Origin of the sequence: Delftia sp. GW456-R20, from assembly GCF_001622915.1 — a bacterium.
Classification (GTDB): Bacteria; Pseudomonadota; Gammaproteobacteria; order Burkholderiales; family Burkholderiaceae_C; genus Comamonas; species Comamonas acidovorans.
Genome location: NZ_LWCN01000004.1, coordinates 1,001,726 through 1,019,416, shown reverse-complemented (window position 1 = coordinate 1,019,416; position 17,691 = coordinate 1,001,726). Strand labels below are relative to the sequence as shown.

The 17,691-nt window shown below is 68.8% G+C and carries 14 protein-coding genes; 9 read left to right on the top strand and 5 right to left on the bottom strand.

The features are described 5' to 3' along the window. Window positions 1-6 precede the first annotated feature (6 nt). The 5 genes from A4F85_RS09960 to A4F85_RS09940 all read left to right on the top strand — a co-directional run bounded on the left by A4F85_RS09960 (window position 7) and on the right by A4F85_RS09940 (window position 6,858). The gene (locus A4F85_RS09960) at window positions 7-2,895 is read left to right on the top strand and encodes a ligase-associated DNA damage response DEXH box helicase (RefSeq protein WP_063327947.1); all 2,889 of its coding nucleotides are present in this window, start codon (window positions 7-9) and stop codon (window positions 2,893-2,895) included. A 16-nt stretch (window positions 2,896-2,911) separates the two neighbouring features. Beyond that, window positions 2,912-3,631, top strand: a complete 720-nt coding sequence (gene pdeM / locus A4F85_RS09955) for a ligase-associated DNA damage response endonuclease PdeM (protein ID WP_063326488.1) — start codon at window positions 2,912-2,914, stop codon at window positions 3,629-3,631. Between the two features lie 108 nt (window positions 3,632-3,739). After that, window positions 3,740-4,357: a hypothetical protein gene (locus tag A4F85_RS09950; RefSeq protein WP_063326487.1), complete on the top strand. Its 618-nt coding sequence runs from the start codon at window positions 3,740-3,742 to the stop codon at window positions 4,355-4,357. Between the two features lie 145 nt (window positions 4,358-4,502). Continuing rightward, the gene (locus A4F85_RS09945; protein ID WP_012204892.1) at window positions 4,503-5,546 is read left to right on the top strand and encodes a transporter; all 1,044 of its coding nucleotides are present in this window, start codon (window positions 4,503-4,505) and stop codon (window positions 5,544-5,546) included. Between the two features lie 94 nt (window positions 5,547-5,640). Next, entirely contained in the window at window positions 5,641-6,858 is a 1,218-nt protein-coding gene (locus tag A4F85_RS09940; RefSeq protein WP_013802964.1) for a Fic family protein, read from the top strand. Between the two features lie 10 nt (window positions 6,859-6,868). On the opposite strand, the gene A4F85_RS09935 is transcribed toward A4F85_RS09940, so the two are convergent. The 4 genes from A4F85_RS09935 to A4F85_RS09920 form a co-directional block, all read right to left on the bottom strand. Then, window positions 6,869-8,377, bottom strand: coding sequence for a tripartite tricarboxylate transporter permease (locus A4F85_RS09935; RefSeq protein ID WP_013802963.1), 1,509 nt, complete (start codon window positions 8,375-8,377; stop codon window positions 6,869-6,871). Window positions 8,378-8,404: 27 nt separating this feature from the next. Beyond that, window positions 8,405-8,998, bottom strand: a complete 594-nt coding sequence (locus A4F85_RS09930; protein ID WP_082848177.1) for a tripartite tricarboxylate transporter TctB family protein — start codon at window positions 8,996-8,998, stop codon at window positions 8,405-8,407. An 11-nt stretch (window positions 8,999-9,009) separates the two neighbouring features. Continuing rightward, window positions 9,010-10,059 carry a Bug family tripartite tricarboxylate transporter substrate binding protein gene (locus tag A4F85_RS09925; protein ID WP_063326486.1) on the bottom strand — a complete coding sequence of 350 codons (1,050 nt, stop codon included), beginning with the start codon at window positions 10,057-10,059 and terminating at the stop codon, window positions 9,010-9,012. Window positions 10,060-10,164: 105 nt separating this feature from the next. After that, complete coding sequence (locus tag A4F85_RS09920; RefSeq protein ID WP_063326485.1) at window positions 10,165-11,406, bottom strand: pyridoxal-phosphate-dependent aminotransferase family protein; 1,242 nt, start codon at window positions 11,404-11,406, stop codon at window positions 10,165-10,167. Window positions 11,407-11,564: 158 nt separating this feature from the next. On the opposite strand from A4F85_RS09920, the gene A4F85_RS09915 reads away from it, so the two are divergent. Genes A4F85_RS09915 through A4F85_RS09905 form a run of 3 tightly spaced genes read left to right on the top strand, consistent with a single transcriptional unit; the run spans window position 11,565 to window position 15,806 of the window. After that, window positions 11,565-12,254 carry a GntR family transcriptional regulator gene (locus A4F85_RS09915; protein WP_012204897.1) on the top strand — a complete coding sequence of 230 codons (690 nt, stop codon included), beginning with the start codon at window positions 11,565-11,567 and terminating at the stop codon, window positions 12,252-12,254. Window positions 12,255-12,262: 8 nt separating this feature from the next. Continuing rightward, window positions 12,263-15,349 carry an FAD-binding and (Fe-S)-binding domain-containing protein gene (locus A4F85_RS09910; RefSeq protein ID WP_063326484.1) on the top strand — a complete coding sequence of 1,029 codons (3,087 nt, stop codon included), beginning with the start codon at window positions 12,263-12,265 and terminating at the stop codon, window positions 15,347-15,349. Window positions 15,350-15,386: 37 nt separating this feature from the next. After that, a complete protein-coding gene (locus A4F85_RS09905) occupies window positions 15,387-15,806 on the top strand; it encodes a heme-binding protein (RefSeq protein ID WP_063326483.1) in 420 nt (139 codons plus the stop codon). Window positions 15,807-15,818: 12 nt separating this feature from the next. Here A4F85_RS09905 and A4F85_RS09900 read toward each other — a convergent pair whose 3' ends face one another. Next, window positions 15,819-16,505: a GntR family transcriptional regulator gene (locus tag A4F85_RS09900; protein WP_063326482.1), complete on the bottom strand. Its 687-nt coding sequence runs from the start codon at window positions 16,503-16,505 to the stop codon at window positions 15,819-15,821. A 227-nt stretch (window positions 16,506-16,732) separates the two neighbouring features. On the opposite strand from A4F85_RS09900, the gene A4F85_RS09895 reads away from it, so the two are divergent. Continuing rightward, window positions 16,733-17,683 (top strand): transglutaminase-like domain-containing protein, encoded by a 951-nt coding sequence (locus A4F85_RS09895; RefSeq protein WP_013802957.1) that lies wholly within the window; start codon window positions 16,733-16,735, stop codon window positions 17,681-17,683. Window positions 17,684-17,691: the final 8 nt, after the last annotated feature.

Below are 17,691 nucleotides of genomic sequence, written 5' to 3'. Positions count from 1 at the left end.
CGCGCCATGGCCCCCCGTTCCCCCCACCCCCTCGCCACCGCCTGGCTTGCCGCACAGGGCTGGAAGCCCTTTGCCTTCCAGCGCGCCGTGTGGAAGGCGCTGGCCCAGGGCCACAGCGGCCTGCTGCATGCCACCACGGGCGCAGGCAAGACCTATGCGGTCTGGCTGGGCGCGCTGCAGGCCTTTGCGCAGGCCCCCAAGGCGCCTGCACAGGCCCCTGCCCAAGCCCCATCCGGCAGGAGAAAACCCGCCGCCGCACCCCTGACCGTGCTGTGGATCACGCCCATGCGCGCCCTGGCGGCCGACACGCTCAAGGCGCTGCAGACGCCCTTGCAGGCGCTGGCCCAGGACCATCCCGCGCTGGCGCGCTGGACCGTGGGCGCACGCACGGGCGATACGGGAAGCGCCGAGCGCAGCGCGCAGTCGCGCCAGCTGCCCACCGTGCTGGTCACCACGCCCGAGAGCCTGTCCCTGCTGCTGGCGCGGGCCGATGCGCGCGAGCTGCTGGGCTCCGTGCGCCTGGTGGTGGCCGATGAATGGCACGAGCTGCTGGGCAACAAGCGCGGCGTGCAACTGCAACTGGCCCTGGCGCGGCTGCGCGGCTGGAGCCCGCAACTGAGCGTCTGGGGCATGTCGGCCACGCTGGGCAATCTGGACGAAGCCATGCAGACCCTGCTGGGCCTGGACGACCATGGCCAGCCGCGGCCCGGCGTGCTGGTCCAGGGCCAGGTGGACAAGCGCCTGGTGGTGGACACCTTGCTGCCCGACCGGCCCGAGCGCTTTTCCTGGGCCGGCCACCTGGGGCTGGCCATGCTGCCGGCCGTGGTGCGCGAGCTGGAGGCCACGGCAGGCTCCACCCTGGTCTTTGTGAATGTGCGCTCGCAGGCGGAGCTCTGGTACAAGGCGCTGCTGGAGGCCCGGCCCGACTGGGCCGGCCTGCTGGCCATCCACCATGGATCGCTGGACCGGGGTGTGCGCGAATGGGTGGAGGCCGGGCTCAAGGCCGGCACGCTCAAGGCCGTGGTCTGCACCAGCAGCCTGGACTTGGGCGTGGACTTCCTGCCCGTGGAGCGCGTGCTGCAGATCGGCTCGGCCAAGGGCATTGCACGGCTGCTGCAGCGCGCGGGCCGCTCAGGCCATGCGCCGGGCCGGCCCTCGCGCATCACCCTGGTGCCCACGCACAGCCTGGAGCTGGTGGAGGCCGCCGCCGCCCGCGCCGCCGTGCGCGCGCAGCAGGTGGAAATGCGCGCCAGCCCCCGCCAGCCCGTGGACGTGCTGGTGCAGCACCTGGCCACCGTGGCCCTGGGCGGCGGCTTCGTGCCCGATGAGCTGTATGCCGAAGTGCGCCGCACCGTCGCCTACGCCGGGCTGGCGCCTGCGGTCTGGCAGTGGTGCCTGGACTTCGTGCACCGGGGCGGACCCTCGCTGGCCGCCTATCCCGACTACCAGCGCGTGCGGCCCGACGCGGAGGGCATCTGGCGCATGCCCGACGCGCGGCTGGCGCGCAGGCACCGCGCCAACATCGGCACCATCGTCAGCGACGCCAGCATGAGCGTGCAGATCCTGCACGGCGCGCGGCTGGGCAGCATGGAAGAGAGCTTTCTGTCGCGGCTGTCGCCCGGCGATGCCTTTGTCTTCGCGGGCCAGGTGCTGGAGCTGGTGCGCATCGAGGACATGACCGCCTACGTGCGCCGCGCCGCCAGAACGCGGCCCACCGTGCCGCGCTGGGCGGGCGCGCGCATGCCGCTGTCCACCGTGCTGGCCGACTTCGTGGTGCAGCAGTTGGCGCTGGCGGCAGCGGGCGACTACCACTCGCCCGAGCTGCGCTGCGTGCGCCCCTTGCTGGAGGTGCAGCAGCGCTGGTCGGCCCTGCCCACGCCCGGCACGCTGCTGGCCGAAACCCTGCGCACGCGCGAAGGCTGGCATTTGTTCCTCTACCCGTTTGCGGGCCGCCATGCCCATACGGGGCTGGCCAGCCTGCTGGCCTGGCGCGCCGCGCAGGGCGAGACGGGCACCTTCTCCATCGCCGTCAACGACTACGGGCTGGAGCTGCTGAGCGCCACCGAGCGTGACTGGGCCGCCATGCTGCCGGAACTGCTGCGCGCCGAGCCTGCCCAGGCCGTGGCAGTGCCCGGGCGCGTGTCCGCCAGCCAGGCGGTCGCCACGCGCAACACCGCCAATGCGGACCGTCACTGGGACCAGGCCGCCGACGATGCCCACCTGGCGGGCGAGGACGCGCGCCACGCCCTGCTGCACGAAGTGCTGGCCAGCCTCAACGCCACCGAGATGGCAAGGCGGCGCTTCCGCGAGATAGCGCGGGTGTCCGGCCTGATCTTCCAGAGTCACCCGGGCGAGCGCCGCAGCGCGCGCCAGCTGCAGGCCTCGGCCCAGCTGTTCTTCGAGGTCTTTCGCAAGTACGACGACATGAACCTGCTGCTGCGCCAGGCCGATGAGGAAGTCCTGAGCCAGGAGTTGGATGTGGCCCAGCTGCTGGCCGCGCTGCGCCGCATGCAGGCGCAGACGCTGGTGGTGAGCGCGCTGCGCCGGCCCAGCCCGTTTGCCTTTCCGCTGATGGTGGAGCGCTTTCGCGAAAAGCTCACCAACGAGCACCTGGCCGACCGCATCGCGCGCATGCTGGCCCAACTGCACGAGGCGGCAGACGCCGGCGGTGCAGCCAGCGAGCCGCGCACGCAGGACTTGGTCCCGCCCGATCCGCCGCTGCGTCCACGGAAAAAACCCAAGGCAGACCAGCCCCCCGCCGTGGACGAGGACACGGCCGCCGTGCGCCGCACGCTGGATTTCTCGCTGCAGGCCACCGATGGCCCCGAGGCCGATGCCGCCAGCCGCCGCCCGCGCCGCGTGCGCAAGCCCTCGCGGCCCTTGCCGCTGCTGTAGAACCATTGCACCGCTGATGAAAGGCCACGCACCGTTGCCAAGTCCTTTTTCCCCCGACGCCCTGGCCGGCAGCCTGGGCATCCTCCTGGCGGGCGAGCCCGTCCACCTGCTGGCCCAGCACGCCCTGTGGTGGCCCGCCCAGGGCACGCTGTTCATTGCCGACCTGCACCTTGGCAAGGCCGCCACCTTCCGCGCGCGCGGCATTCCCGTGCCGGCCGGCACCACCCAGGGCAACCTGGACAGGCTGTCGGCGCTGCTGCAGGGCCTGCCGGTGCGCCGGCTGGTCGTTCTGGGCGACTTCCTGCATGCCGCGCAGGCCCGCACGCCGTCCGTGCTGGCCGCCCTGGCCAACTGGCGACTCCGCCACGCGGCGCTGGAGGTGGTCCTGGTGCGTGGCAACCACGACAGCCATGCGGGCGACCCGCCGTCCGCGCTGGGCATCGGCGTGGTGGACGAGCCCTGGCGCCTGGGGCCATTCGCGGGCTGCCATTACCCGCAGGAGGCTCCTGCCTGCCATGTGCTGGCCGGCCATGTCCACCCCGCCGTCGTGCTGCGCGGCCCAGGGCGAGATGCGCTGCGCCTGCCGTGCTTTGCCGTCCATGCCGGCTTCACCCTGCTGCCGGCCTTCGGTCTGTTCACCGGCATGGCCAGCCTGCCGGCCGGTCCTGGCCTCCAGTGCTTTGCCGTGGGCGGCGGGCGGGTCTGGGCCGTTCCCGGTGGAGGGAGCGGGATGTAATCAGGCGTAATTTTCTGACGGATCGTTGTTCCCTACAGTGCGCTTGCGCCCGCACGGCGGGGCAGCAGAAAGCGCCGCAGCGCTTTTTTGATCCATCAGGAGAGATGCATGGGCGTTCAACTCAACTTCGTCAATCAATCGAACGACGCAAACAACTCGCAGATCGTCATCTTCCAGAAAAACGTTGCCAGCGATTTCGAGGAACTGGCCGTGGCATGGCGGGTCATCAAGTACTGCGGCCAGGGCGACAACCACCCGTTCACCTTCCCGCTGGGCCTGCAGGTCGGTGCCAGCGACAGCTATGGCAACCACACGCCCCAGCTGGAGGCGCAGTTCGGCCAGCAGTTCCAGCTGTCCCTGAGCAGCAGCGGCGATCGCCTGGCGCCCGCAGGCTATGGCGCAAGCTCCAACGAAGTGCAGGTGCTCAACTCGCTGCCCCGGGGCGCCATCAATGCCAGTTGCTACAAGGACGGCCGGCTGCTGGCCGTCAAGACCGCGATTGCCCCCCAGCAAAAGGCCGTGTTCGAATTCAAGCCCACCATCTGGATCGGCGTGGTCTCGCAGATCGAGCAGGGCCAGGTCATGAACTCGGCCATCCTGAGCGACATCAACACCGAGATCTCCCTGCTGGGCATCTCGCGCGCCGACATCGTGATGCGAGGCGGCGGTGCGGGCGCCGGGTCCACGCCGTTCTCGTTCACGCTGGAGAACGTCGTGATGTGCTGAGGCCTGCCCCGCACCCCCGACTGGGGGGCAGGCACATCGGATGACGACTCCGTGACAGTTGTCACACCTCTGTCATGTGGGCGGCCAAGAATCCCGCACTTGTCCGGCCCGCGCAGGCCACTCCCCGCAGGTGCCCCACCCATCCATGACTGACGCAGCCTCCCCCCTGGCCCAGGCCAATGAAGACGCAGGCCTGATCTGCGGCTGGCGGTTTTTCTGCGACACGCAGCGGCGTGTGGAGGCCATGACGGCGCAGTCGGCCGCGCAGTGGCTGGGCGCAGAGCGTCCGCTCACCGAGCCCGGCCGGCGCGACTTCCTGTGGCTGCACTTCAACCTGGCCAATACCCAGTCCCTGCGCTGGCTGCAGCGCCACGCCGCGCTGCCCGAAGTCTTCTACACCACGCTGCGCGAGGGCCTGGCCTCAACGCGCATCGAGCGCTCCGATGACTCCCTGGTCGCCGTGCTCAACGATGTGAATTTCGAGTTCAACTTCGAGTCGGCCGACATCGCCACGCTGTGGATCTGCCTGGACGAGCGCCTGGTCGTCACCGCGCGCACCCAGCCCCTGCGCTCGGTCGATGCGCTGCGTGCCGGCGTGCGCCAGGGCGACAGCCCCGCCAGCACGGCCGAGCTGCTGGAACACCTGATGCGCACCCAGGCCGACGTGCTGGTCAAGGTGGTGCGCGAGACCACGGCGCGCGTGGACGACATCGAGGACGCCATCATCGCGCAGCGCTACCACCATCCGCGCGCCCACCTGGGCCGGCTGCGCCGGCTGCTGGTGCGCCTGCAGCGCCTGCTGGCGCCCGAGCCCGCCGCGCTGTTCCGCCTGCTGCAGCAGCCCCCCGCCTGGATGGGCGAGGACGACCGCCGCGGCCTGGCCGCCGCCAGCGAGGAGTTCTCGCTCATGCTGCGCGACATGCAGACCCTGCAGGACCGCATCAAGCTGCTGCAGGAAGAAGTGGCCGCCGCCGTGAACGAGGACAACAGCAACAGCCTCTTCGTTCTGACCGTGGTTACCGTGCTGGCCCTGCCCATCAACATCCTGGCCGGCCTGTTCGGCATGAACGTGGGCGGCATACCCCTGGCAGAGCACGAGCACGGCTTCTGGATCGTGGTGTCCATCGTGATCGCCTTCACCGTCATCGCCGCCTGGCTGGCGTTTCGCAAGAAGCGGTACAGGGATTAGGGGACGTGTCAGGGAATCTTGCAGAAGAACTCGCAAAATATCTCGCACCAAACGGATTTCATCTATATAAATCAGCTACTTATATAGGTGATCAATGTCGCAAGAATTCCTGCTCTACGACCATCCTGCCCAGATGGAGCCGCTGCTGCCGGGGGAACACAAGCTGGGCCCTTTGCTGGAGCTCTCCCATGACCTGATCAGGTTGGGTGAGCGGCTGGCCGGCCGCTACCGACCAGACACATTGCCAGGCCTGCGCCGGCTGCTTCGGGCCATGAACTCGTATTACTCGAACAGGATCGAGGGGCAGCACACCTTTCCGCTGGATATCGAGCGCGCCCTGCACAACGACTATGCGCAGGACGAAGACCAGGCCCGCCGTCAGCGGTTGGCGCTGGCGCACATGGCCACTGAAGAGCAACTGGAGTACAGGTCCACGCAATGGACGAATGCGCAGGTCTGGACCCCCCAGATGCTGGCCGATATCCACCAGGATCTCTTCGCCCGTCTGCCCCAGGCCGATCTGGAGGCCGGCGCCCTTGGCGACGATGCCATCGAGCCGGGTCGATGGCGCACGCGGGAGGTTAGCGTGGGCAGGCATGCGGCGCCTGCAGCGGGGCAGTTGCCATTTTTTCTGGACCGCTGGTCGAGCTTCTACTCCGGCGTGCGCCGTGGCGAGTTGCAGTTGGTGGCCATGGCCGCTGCGCACCAGCGCCTGGCCTGGATCCATCCGTTCCGGGACGGCAACGGGCGCGTGGCCCGGCTGCATTCACATCTCGTACTAACCCACATGGGCCTGAGCAATGGTCTGTGGTCCCCCCTGAGGGGGTTCGCACGGTCGCAGGAGCGCTATTACGCCTTGCTTGCCGCCGCAGACGAGCCGCGCCGTGGTGACCTTGATGGCCGTGGCAATCTGACCGAACTGGGGTTGATCGACTGGATCGCATACGTGCTGGAACTGTGCATGGACCAAGTGAGCTTCATGGAGGGACTTCTGTCGCTGGACGGCATGAAGGAACGCATGGCGGCATGCCTTGCCTATGAGGAACGGGTGGTGCGCCAAGGCGTGCGCAGCGAGGCATTGCGCGCATTGCACTATCTTTTTGCGGCCCAGGCGGAGATGGATCGGGCCGACTTCAAGGCCATGCTGGGGTTGGGTGACCGGCTGGCCACCGCCCAGGTATCGGCACTGCTCAAGCGCGGCCTGCTGGAGACGGATTCACCGTATGGAAGAGTGCGCCTGGGCGTGCCGCTGCACGCCCTGCGTTTTTACTTCCCCCGCCTCTGGCCGGAAGCGGAGGCCGATTCGCTGTAGACGGCTCCTCTCAGGCCGCCACAGCCCTCGCCCCGAACGCCATCGCCCGCAACTTGCCCAGCAGCGGCCACACCAGCATCAGCAGGGCCAGCGTGGTGATGGTGCCGGACAGGCCGTTGTGCCAGAAGATGCCCAGCTCGCCCTGGCTGGAGAGCATGCTCTGGCGGAAGGCGTCTTCCATGCGGTCCCCCAGCACGATGGCCAGCACCATGGGCGCCAGCGGATAGTCCAGCTTCTTGAAGACATAGCCGACCACGCCGAAGACCAGCATGAGCCAGATGTCCGTGGCATTGCCGTGCACGGTGAAGGCGCCGATGGCGCAGACCATGAGGATCATGGGCGCGACGATGGAAAACGGCACGCGCAGGATGGCGGCGAACAGCGGTACGGTGGCCATGACGATGACCAGCCCGGCGATGTTGCCCAGGTACATGCTGGCGATCAGTCCCCAGACGAAGTCCTTTTGCTCGGTGAACAGCAGCGGGCCGGGCTGCAGCCCCCAGATCATCAGCCCGCCCAGCAGCACGGCCGCCGTGGCCGAGCCCGGAATGCCCAGGGCCAGCATGGGCAGCAGGGCCGAGGTGCCGGCCGCGTGGGCGGCAGTCTCGGGGGCGAGCACGCCTTCGGGGTTGCCCTTACCGAAGCTGTCGGGGTCGCGCGAGAACTTCTTGGCCAGCCCGTAGCCCATGAAGCTGGCCGCCACGGCGCCGCCGGGCGTCACGCCCATCCAGCAGCCCACCAGGGCCGAGCGCAGCATGGTCAGCCAGTAGCGCGGCAGCTGGGCCCAGGTCCTGAACACCACCTTGAGGTCAATGGAGGCCTTCTTGCCCTTGAAGGCCAGACCTTCCTCGATGGTCATCAGGATCTCGCTGATGCCGAACAGGCCGATCACCACCACCAGGAAATCAAAGCCGCGCAGCAGCTCGGTGGAGCCGAAGGTCATGCGCAGGTCGCCCGAGATGGTGTCCATGCCCACGGCCGCCAGCAGCAGGCCCACGGCCATGGCGGCCACGATCTTGGCCTTGGGTTCCTTGCCCATGCCGATGAAGGAGCAAAACGTCAGGAAGAAGACCGCAAAGAACTCCGGCGGCCCGAACTGCAGCGCGAACGAGGCCACGACCGGCGCCAGGAAGGTGATCAGCATCACGCCCGAGATGGCGCCGATGAACGAGCCCGTGAAGGCCGTGGTCAGCGCCGCCCCGGCGTGGCCCTGCTGGGCCATGGGATAGCCGTCGAAGGTGGTGGCCACCGACCAGGCCTCGCCCGGGATGTTGAACAGCACCGAGGTGATGGCGCCGCCGAACAGCGCCCCCCAGTAGATGCACGACAGCAGGATGATGGCCGAGGTGGGCGACATGCCGAAGGTCAGCGGCAGCAGGATGGCCACGCCATTGGGGCCGCCCAGGCCCGGCAGCACGCCGACCACGATGCCCAGCAGGATGCCCGTGAGCATCAGCCCCGTGTTCTGCCAGGTGGTGACGGCCGCGAAGCCGTGCGCGAGGTATTGGAGTTCGTCCATGGTGTTGCTCCGTGGCGGCGACAGGGGTCAATAGCCGAGCCAGGCTTCAAGCGGACCCTTGGGCAGGGGCACCTTGAACTGGATCTCGAAGACGTAGAACAGCAGCACGCTGGTGAAGCCCGACAGCGCCACGGCCTTCCACCAGGGATAGCGGCCCGCAAACACCATGAAGCCCGTGATGAACAGCACCGAGGCCGCGTAGATGCCCAGCGGCGCGATCACGGCGATGTAGGCCGTCAGCGGCAGCAGCACCTGTGCCACGCGCTTGAGCTGCAGCCAGCTGGCGAACTGCTCCTGGCTGCGGTTGCGCAGCGCCTGCACGAAGACGGCGATGGCGCAGATGCCCAGCACGGCGCCCACGCGCAGCGGGAAGTAGCCGGCCTGCGGGCCGGTGTCGCTCCAGCCCGCGCCAATGCGCTGGTTGTCCCAGACCACGAGCACGGCCAGCGCCAGCAGCACGGCGGCCACGCCGTACTCCACATGGCGGCGGGACAGGCCGGGGGCCTGGGCTTCGGTGGCGGGGATGGATTCGGTGGCCGCGCTGGCGGGCTGGGCCGGGGCTGCTGGTGCCGCTGCCGCTGCATTGGAGGAGGGCGGGGCAAGGTGGATGGCGGTGTCCATGGCGCGGCTCCTCACTTGGCGGCGGCGGCGGCCACGCTGGCCGACAGGAAACCGGCCTTCTTCATGATGTCGAGGTGGCGCGTCTCGTCCTTGGCCAGGAAGTCCACGAAGGCCTGCCCCGTCATGTACTCGGGCTTGAGCGCGTTTTTCTCCAGGTACTCCTTCCACTCGGGCGTGGCCACCACCTTGTGCATCACGCCTGCATAGAACTGCGCCTGCTCGGGCGTGGTGCCGGGCGGCAGGAAGAAGCCGCGCAGCATGGTGTATTGCACATCCAGGCCCTGCTCCCTGCAGGTGGGGATGTCCGACAGCGCCTGGCTGCCCGTGACCTTGGCCGTGTACTCGATGCGCTGCGTGTCGAACACGCACAGCGCCCGCACCTGGCCCGCGCGCCACTGCGCCATGGACTCGCTGGGGTTGTTGACGTTGGAGTCGATGTGCTTGCCCACCAGCTGCGTGCTGGCCTCGCCGCCGCCCTTGTAGGGGATGTAGGTGAACTTCACGCCGGCGGCCTGTTCCATGTTGGCCGTGATGATCTGGTCCTCGCGCTTGGAACTGGTGCCGCCCATCTTGAACTTGCCGCCGGCCTGCCGCGCGGCGGCCAGGTAGTCGGCGGGCGTCTGGTAGCCGGTCTCGGCATTGACCCAGAGCACGAACTGGTCCTGGGCAATCATGGCCACGGGATTCAGGTCGCGCCACTGGAAGGGCAGGGCCGTGGCCATGGGCAGGGTGAAGATGGCCGTGGAGGCCACCAGCAGCTTGTGCGGGTCGCGCGCCGAGGCCTTGACATCCAGGATGCCCTCGGCGCCGGAGGCGCCGGCCTTGTTGAGGATGACCACGGGCTGCTCGATCAGCTTGTGTTTGGTGACGATGGCCTGGATCACGCGCGCCATCTGGTCGGACGCGCCGCCGGCCGAGAACGGCACGACGAGTTCGACGGACTTGGCGGGCTTCCATTGCGCCCAGGCGGCAGGGGCTGAGAGGGCGGTGGCGGCGGTGACGGCGGTGGCGGCGAGGGTAGCGACGGCAGCTGCCGCCAGGCGGTTGCGGGGCGATGTCATGTCTCTTGTCTCCTGTTATTTCCTGGTATTGGTGCAATCCACGATCAAGGGGGCGAGCCATGTGCTCCGGCTCTGCCAAGGGTTTTCGGCGCGGCGCCGATGGGTTCAGGCGGCCTTGCGCAGCGCCCCGGCTGCGGCGTGTGCAGCGAAGTAGTCCATGGACGCGTGCACGCCGCTGCCGGCCAGACGGATGCCGGACAGCTTCAGGCCCATCTCCACGCCCGCCACCATGGCCAGCAGCGTGAGGTCGTTGCTGTCGCCCAGGTGGCCCATGCGGAACATGCGGCCCTTGAGCTTGCCCAGGCCCGCGCCCAGCGACAGGTCGAAGCGCGTGTGGATCAGGCGGCGCAGGGCGTCGGCATCCACGCCTTCGGGCGTGATCACGCCGGTGAGCACGGGCGAGTAGACCTGCGGATCGGCGCACTGGATGGGCAGGCCCCAGGCCTGGACGGCGGCGCGCACGCCGGCCGCCCAGCGCTGGTGGCGCGCAAACACCGTATCCAGCCCTTCGGCCAGCAGCATGTCCAGCGATTCGGACAGGGCGTACAGCAGGTTGGTGTTGGGCGTGTAGGGCCAGTAGCCGGTCTGGTTCATCTCCACGATCTCGTCCCAGGCCCAGAACGATTTGGGCAGCTTCGCGCTTTTGGCGGCCTCCAGTGCGCGTGGCGACAGCGCGTTGAAGCTGATGCCGGGCGGCAGCATCAGGCCCTTTTGCGAGCCGCTGATGGTCACGTCCACGCCCCATTCATCGTGGCGGTAGTCGGCACTGGCCAGGCCCGAGATGGTGTCCACCAGCAGCAGAGCCGGGTGGCCCGCCGCGTCGATGGCGCGGCGCACGGCGGCGATGTCCGAGGTCACGCCCGTGGAGGTCTCGTTGTGCACCACGCACACGGCGCGGATCCGGCGCTCCGTGTCCTTGCGCAGCCGTGCCTCGATCAGCCCGGCCTGCACGCCATGGCGCCAGCCCGGCGCCTGGGGCAGGTGCTCATCGGAGCCGCCATAGGACAGGAACTCGGTGGACAGGCCAAGGCGCGTGGCCATCTTCTGCCACAGCGAGGCGAAGTGGCCGGTCTCGAACATCAGCACATGGTCGCCAGGGCTGAGCGTGTTGATCAGGGCCGCCTCCCAGGCGCCCGTGCCGGAGGCCGGGTAGATCACCACCGGATGCCGGGTCTTGAAGACCTGCTGGATGCCAGCCAGCACCTTCAAACCGAGCTGGCCGAACTCCGGCCCCCGGTGGTCGATGGTGGGCAGGCTCATGGCCCGCAGGATGCGGTCGGGAACCGGGCTGGGGCCCGGGATCTGGAGGAAGTGGCGGCCCGTGGGATGGTTGTCGAGCGTGAGCATGGTGCGTCCCTTTCAAGGAAATGCCAGGTCGGTCTGCGGGGGAGGGTGTTTGCGAATTTTTGCATTCAAAATTCATAAATGCCTTGGTGATAACCATGAATGCCTTGAGAAATGCTTGCGTAAAAATGAATGCAAAATTCATTCGACCAGGAGAATCCATGGCGGAGATCATCGAGATTTCGCGGCTTGCCCTGCATGACCAGGTGGCGGCGCGGCTGCGCACCTGGCTGGTGGAGGGGCGCATACCGCCCGGTGCCAAGCTCAACGAGCGCGCGCTGTGCGAGCAGCTGCGCGTCTCGCGCACGCCGCTGCGCGAGGCCATCAAGCTGCTGGCCTCCGAAGGGCTGGTGGACCTGGTGCCCAACCGCGGCGCCGTGGCCGTGCGCCTGGGCGAGGCCGATGTGCTGCAGACCTTCGAGGTGCTGGCGGGGCTGGAGGGCATGTCGGGCGAGCTGGCCGCGCAGCGCATCAGCGAGCAGCAGCTGGCCGAGGTGCGGGCCCTGCACTTCGAGATGCTGGCCAGCCATGCGCGCCAGGACCTGTCCGGCTACTACCGGCTCAATGCGCTGATCCACTCGGCCATCAACCGCGCCGCCGCCAACCCCGTGCTGGCCGAGACCTATGGCCGCATCAACGCCCGCGTGCAGTCGCTGCGCTTTCGCACCAACCAGGACGCGGCCAAGTGGAAGCGCGCCGTCCAGGAGCACGAACGCATGCTGGAGGCGCTGCAGGCGCGCGACGCCGCCGCGCTGCGCCAGGTGCTGGTCGCCCACCTGGAGCACAAGCGCGACACCGTCATCGCCCTGCTCAAGGCAGGCCAGATCTACCCACGAACCATGAACGAATGAGAGCCGCCATGCTGATGGAATCCACGCACCGCCTTGCCGCTTCCCCCGACGACACCGTGCCCGCCCCCGGCACCGTGCTGCCGCCCAACGATGTCAGCCAGATGCTGGCGCGCCGCCTGCGCTCGGACACGCGCGGCCAGGTCCTGTTCGACGCCGCCTCGCGCGGGCGCTATGCCACCGATGCCTCCATCTACCAGATCATGCCCGTGGGCGTCTTCGTGCCCACCTGCGAAGAAGACATCGCCACGGCCCTGCAGATCGCCCGCGAGCTGAAGGTGCCCGTGCTGCCGCGCGGCGGCGGCACCAGCCAGTGCGGGCAGACCACGGGCGCGGCCCTGGTGATCGACAACAGCAAGCATTTGCGCAACATCCTCTCGGTGGACCCTGATGCAGGCATTGCCGAGGTCGAGCCCGGCCTGGTGCTGGACCACCTCAACGCCCGGCTCAAGAAGCTCGGCCTGTGGTATCCGGTGGACGTATCGACCAGCGCCCAGGCCACGCTGGGCGGCATGGCGGGCAACAACTCCTGCGGATCGCGCTCCATTGCCTACGGCAACATGGTGCACAACGTGCGCGGCGCCCGCGCCTGGATGGCCGATGGCGAGCTGCTGGACTTCGGCCCCGTGGCCCAGGCCACGGGCCGCGCGGCGCGCATTGCGCAATTCGTGCACGGGCTGGCGCAACAGCACCGCGAGGACATTTACGCCCACTGGCCCAAGGTCATGCGCCGCGTGGCGGGCTACAACCTCGACATCTTCGACAACCAGAGCGAGCGGCCCTACACGGCCGACGGCAGCGTCAACCTGGCCCATCTGCTGATAGGCGCCGAGGGCACGCTGGCCTACACGCGCTCGCTCACCCTGCAGCTCAGCGCGCTGCCGCGCGCCAAGGTGCTGGGCGTGGTCAACTTCCCCACCTTCCACGCGGCCATGGACTCGGCCCAGCACATCGTGAAGCTGGGACCCACGGCCGTGGAGCTGGTGGACCGCACCATGATCGAGCTGGGCCTGGCCAACCCGGCCTTCAAGCCCACCATAGAGACCGCGCTCATCGGCCGCCCGGCTGCCATCTTGCTGGTGGAATTCGCCGGCGACGACCGCGCCGCGCTGCTGGCGCGGCTGCGCCAGCTGGTGGAGCTGATGGGCGAGCTGGGCCTGCCCGGCAGCGTGGTGGAAATGCCAGAAGAAGCGGCCCAGAAAAACCTCTGGGAAGTGCGCAAGGCGGGGCTGAACATCATGATGAGCCTCAAGGGCGATGGCAAGCCCGTGAGCTTCATCGAGGACTGCGCCGTGCCGCTGCAGCACCTGGCCGAGTACACCGACGCGCTCACCGAAGTGTTCGCGCGCCACGGCAGCCGGGGCACCTGGTACGCCCATGCCTCCGTGGGCACGCTGCATGTGCGGCCCATCCTGGACATGCGCACCGACGGCGCGGCGCGCATGCGCGCCATTGCCGAGGAAGCGGCCGAACTGGTGCGCAAATACAAGGGCGCCTTCAGCGGCGAGCACGGCGACGGGCTGTGCCGCGGCGAGTGGATTGCCTGGCAGTTCGGGCCCGCCATCACCGAGGCCCTGCGCGCTATCAAGCAGCACTTCGATCCGGACAGCCTCTTCAATCCCGGCAAGATCATCGATACGCCCAGGATGGACGATGGCCGGCTGTTCCGCTTCGCGCCGGCCGACACCCCCCAGCCCTACCGGCGCATTCCCATCACGCCCGTGCTCGACTGGTCGGCCTGGAACGTGCAGGCCGACCCGGTCACCGAGGTCACCACGGCGCCCGGCACGGGCGGCGACGTCACCGGCGGCTTTGCCAAGGCCGTGGAGATGTGCAACAACAACGGCCACTGCCGCAAGTTCGACGCCGGCACCATGTGCCCCAGCTACCGTGTCACGCGCGACGAGCAGCACCTGACGCGCGGCCGCGCCAACACCCTGCGCCTGGCCGTCTCGGGCCAGCTGGGGCCGGACGCCTTCACCAGCGAGGCCATGCACGACACCATGGACCTGTGCGTGGGCTGCAAGGGCTGCAGGCGCGACTGCCCCACGGGCGTGGACATGGCCCGGATGAAGGTGGAATTCCTGGCCCACTACAAGGCCCGCCATGGCCACACGCTCAAGGACCGGCTGGTCGCCCATCTGCCGCGCTACGCCGCCACGGCCAGCCGCATGCCCTGGCTGCTGAACCTGCGCAACCGCCTGCCCGTGCTGCGCCAACTGGGCGAAAAACTGCTGGGCCTGTCCGCCAGGCGCTCGCTGCCGTCCTGGCGCAGCGACACCTTCTGGCGCGCGCCCGAAGCACATGCCTTTCTTGACCGCGACCAGGCCCTGGCCCGCGCGGCGGCCGGCGAGCGCGTGGCCGTGCTCTTCGTGGACACCTTCAACGGCACCTTCGAAAGCGAAAACGCCCTGGCCGCCGCCCGCGTGCTGCAGGCGGCCGGCTATGCGCTGCACACCGCCAGCAAGTCCGCCAAAGAAGGCGGCGGCCACCACTGCTGCGGCCGCACCTACCTGGCCACCGGCATGGTCGAGCAGGCCAAGGCCAGCGCCGGTGCGCTGATCAACGCCCTGGCGCCCTTGGCCCGGGCCGGCATCCCCATCGTCGGCCTGGAGCCCTCCTGCCTGCTGACCCTGCGCGACGAAGCCCTGGTCATGGGCCTGGGCGAGCCTGCGCAGGCCGTTGCCGCCCAGGCCCTGCTGTTCGAGGAATTCATTGCCCGTGAAGTGAAGACCGGCCGCTTCGCGCTGCCGCTGCGCGCCGCCGGGGCGCCCATCCTCGTGCACGGCCATTGCCACCAGAAGGCCTTCGGCGCCGTCAGCCCCATCCTCGACGTGCTGCGGCTGATTCCCGGCGCCCAGCCCGAGCTCATCGAAAGCTCCTGCTGCGGCATGGCCGGCAGCTTCGGCTACGAGGCCAGCCACCACCAAGTCTCCATGGACATGGCCGAGGCGGCCCTGCTGCCGGCCATCCGCCAGCGCCCCGAAGCCATCGTCGTGGCCGACGGCACCAGCTGCCGCCACCAGATCGCCGACGGCGCGGCGCGCGAAGCCGTGCATGTGGCGCGGCTGCTGGAAAGCCTGCTGGACGCCCGCTGACTGCCATCCTCCCTCCCGCACAAGACAAGGCACTCCCATGAAGCACAAGCCCTGCCTGGACCTCCAGGACATCAAGGCCATCGCCCAGGCCGCCGAGGCGCATGCCACGGCGCGCGGCTGGGCCGTCAGCATCGCCATCGCCGATGACGGCGGCCACCTGCTATGGCTGCAGCGCCTGGACGGCGCGGCGCCGGCCTCGGCCCACATCGCGCCGGCCAAGGCCCACGCCGCAGCACTGGGCCGCAAGGAAAGCCGGCTCTATGAGGAAATGATCAATGGTGGCCGCACCGCCTACCTGAGCGTGCCCGCGCTGCAGGGCCTGCTGGAAGGCGGCGTGCCCATCACCAGTGAGGGCCACTGCCTGGGCGCCGTGGGAGTCAGCGGGGTGAAGCCGGCCGAGGATGCGGAGGTGGCGCGGGCCGGCGTTGCGGCGCTGGGGGCCGCGCCGCAGCAGTAGCGGCCCTGGGCTTCAGCGCGCCTTGCGCGGCTGCAGGGCCTCGGCGCGCAGCATGGCCAGCACGGCATCGCGCTTGTGGTGCAGGTGGGTGACCAGCAGCTCGCGCAGGGCCGTGGCGTCGCGTGCGCCCAGGGCCTCGATCATGGCCTCGTGCTCCTTAACGGCCTGCTTCCACTTGGCCGTGTCCAGGTTGGTGCGAAAGCGCAGCGACTGCACGCGGTTGTTGATGCGCTGGAAGGTCTCCGTCAGCACGGGGTTCTTGGCGGCGCTGTTGAGCGCCGCGTGGATGGTGGCGTTGAGCCGGTAGTAGGCAGACACGTCGGCGCGCGCCACGCTGGCCATCATCTCGTAGTGCAGGGCGCGGATCTCGGCGAATTCCTGGTCGGTGATGCGCTGCGCGGCCAGTTCGCCCGACAGGCCCTCGATGCCGGCCAGCACCTCGAAGGCGTGCATGACATCGGCCTCGCTCAGCTTGACGGCAATGGCGCCGCGGTTGGGCAGCAGGTCAGCCAGGCCTTCGGCGGCCAGCAGCTTGATGGCCTCGCGCAGCGGCGTGCGCGAGACGCCCAGCTGCTCGCACAGCTCGCGCTCGTTGAGCTTGGCGCCCGGGGCGATGCGCCCCTCGATGAGCATGGACCGTAAACGGTCCGCCACCTGCTCGTGCAGCGCCGCCCGCGATATTTCGATGATCTCCGCCATCTAGCGGTCTCCTTGGCTGTTCCTGGCTGGTGGATGCCCCCGCCACAGGCATTGCGCCATGCGGGGCGGCGCCGATGTTAGCCGAGTTTGCACCCCAGGCGGGCCTCCTGCCCGGCGCACGCGCTGTCCCTGCCAAGCACTACAGGCTTTTCAGCAGGGGCCTACGGCCTGCGGGCGTGGCTGCCCGCACCATGGTGGCGATCAGACACACCAACCAGGGACAAACAATGGCCAACGCAGCGATCCGGCTGCAGATCCAGGTGGATCTTGCTTATGACATCCGCGATCCGGCCGGGGCCGATTTCGTGTTCAACATCCATGCGGCCCACACCTCGCACCAGACGGTGGAGAACGAGCGTCTGGTGCTCAGCCAGCCCGTGGAGCCCGACATTGCCACCGAGCCCGCCACCTCCACCCGCTTCATGCGCCTGCATGCCAACCCAGGCCCCCTGCACCTGACCTACACGGCCACCGTCTGCATCGCGCACCACCGCGAGGATCCGGCGGCGCTGGGCGAGGTTCCGGTGCGCTGCATCCCGCTGGAGGTCCTGCCGTACATCTACCCCAGCCGCTACTGCCAGTCCGACCGGCTGATGCAGCTGGCCTTCCGCAATTTCGGCCAACTGGCGCCCGGCTATTCGCGCGTGCTGGCCATACAGCAGTGGGTGCAGGAGCTGGTGACCTTCGCTTCGGCCACCAGCAACTCGTCCACCTCGGCCGTCGATACCCTGGTGGAGCAGGTGGGCGTGTGCCGCGATTTCACGCACCTGATGATCGCGCTGTGCCGTGCGCTGAACATTCCTGCCCGCATCGCCACCGGCACGGACTACGGTGCCGACCCTGCGCTGGGCCCGCCCGATTTCCATGCCTACGTGGAAGCCTACCTGGGCGACAGGTGGTATCTGTTCGATGCATCGGGCACGGCCATTCCCATGGGCTTCATGCGCTTTGGCACGGGCCGTGACGCGGCCGACGTGGCCTTTGCCACCATCTTCGGCAACGTGGTGGCCATGGCCCCCATGATCCAGACACAGGCCCTGGAAGATGAGCACAGCCAGCTGCCCCGGCTGTGCAGCGAGGCGCTGTCGACCACCGCGCCTTCGCCCGCCGTGCTGTCGGGCTGCGCATCGTTTGGCAGCACGGCGGACCGAAGGAGCTTCAGGCAGCTGCCTGCCTGAGCTGCCTG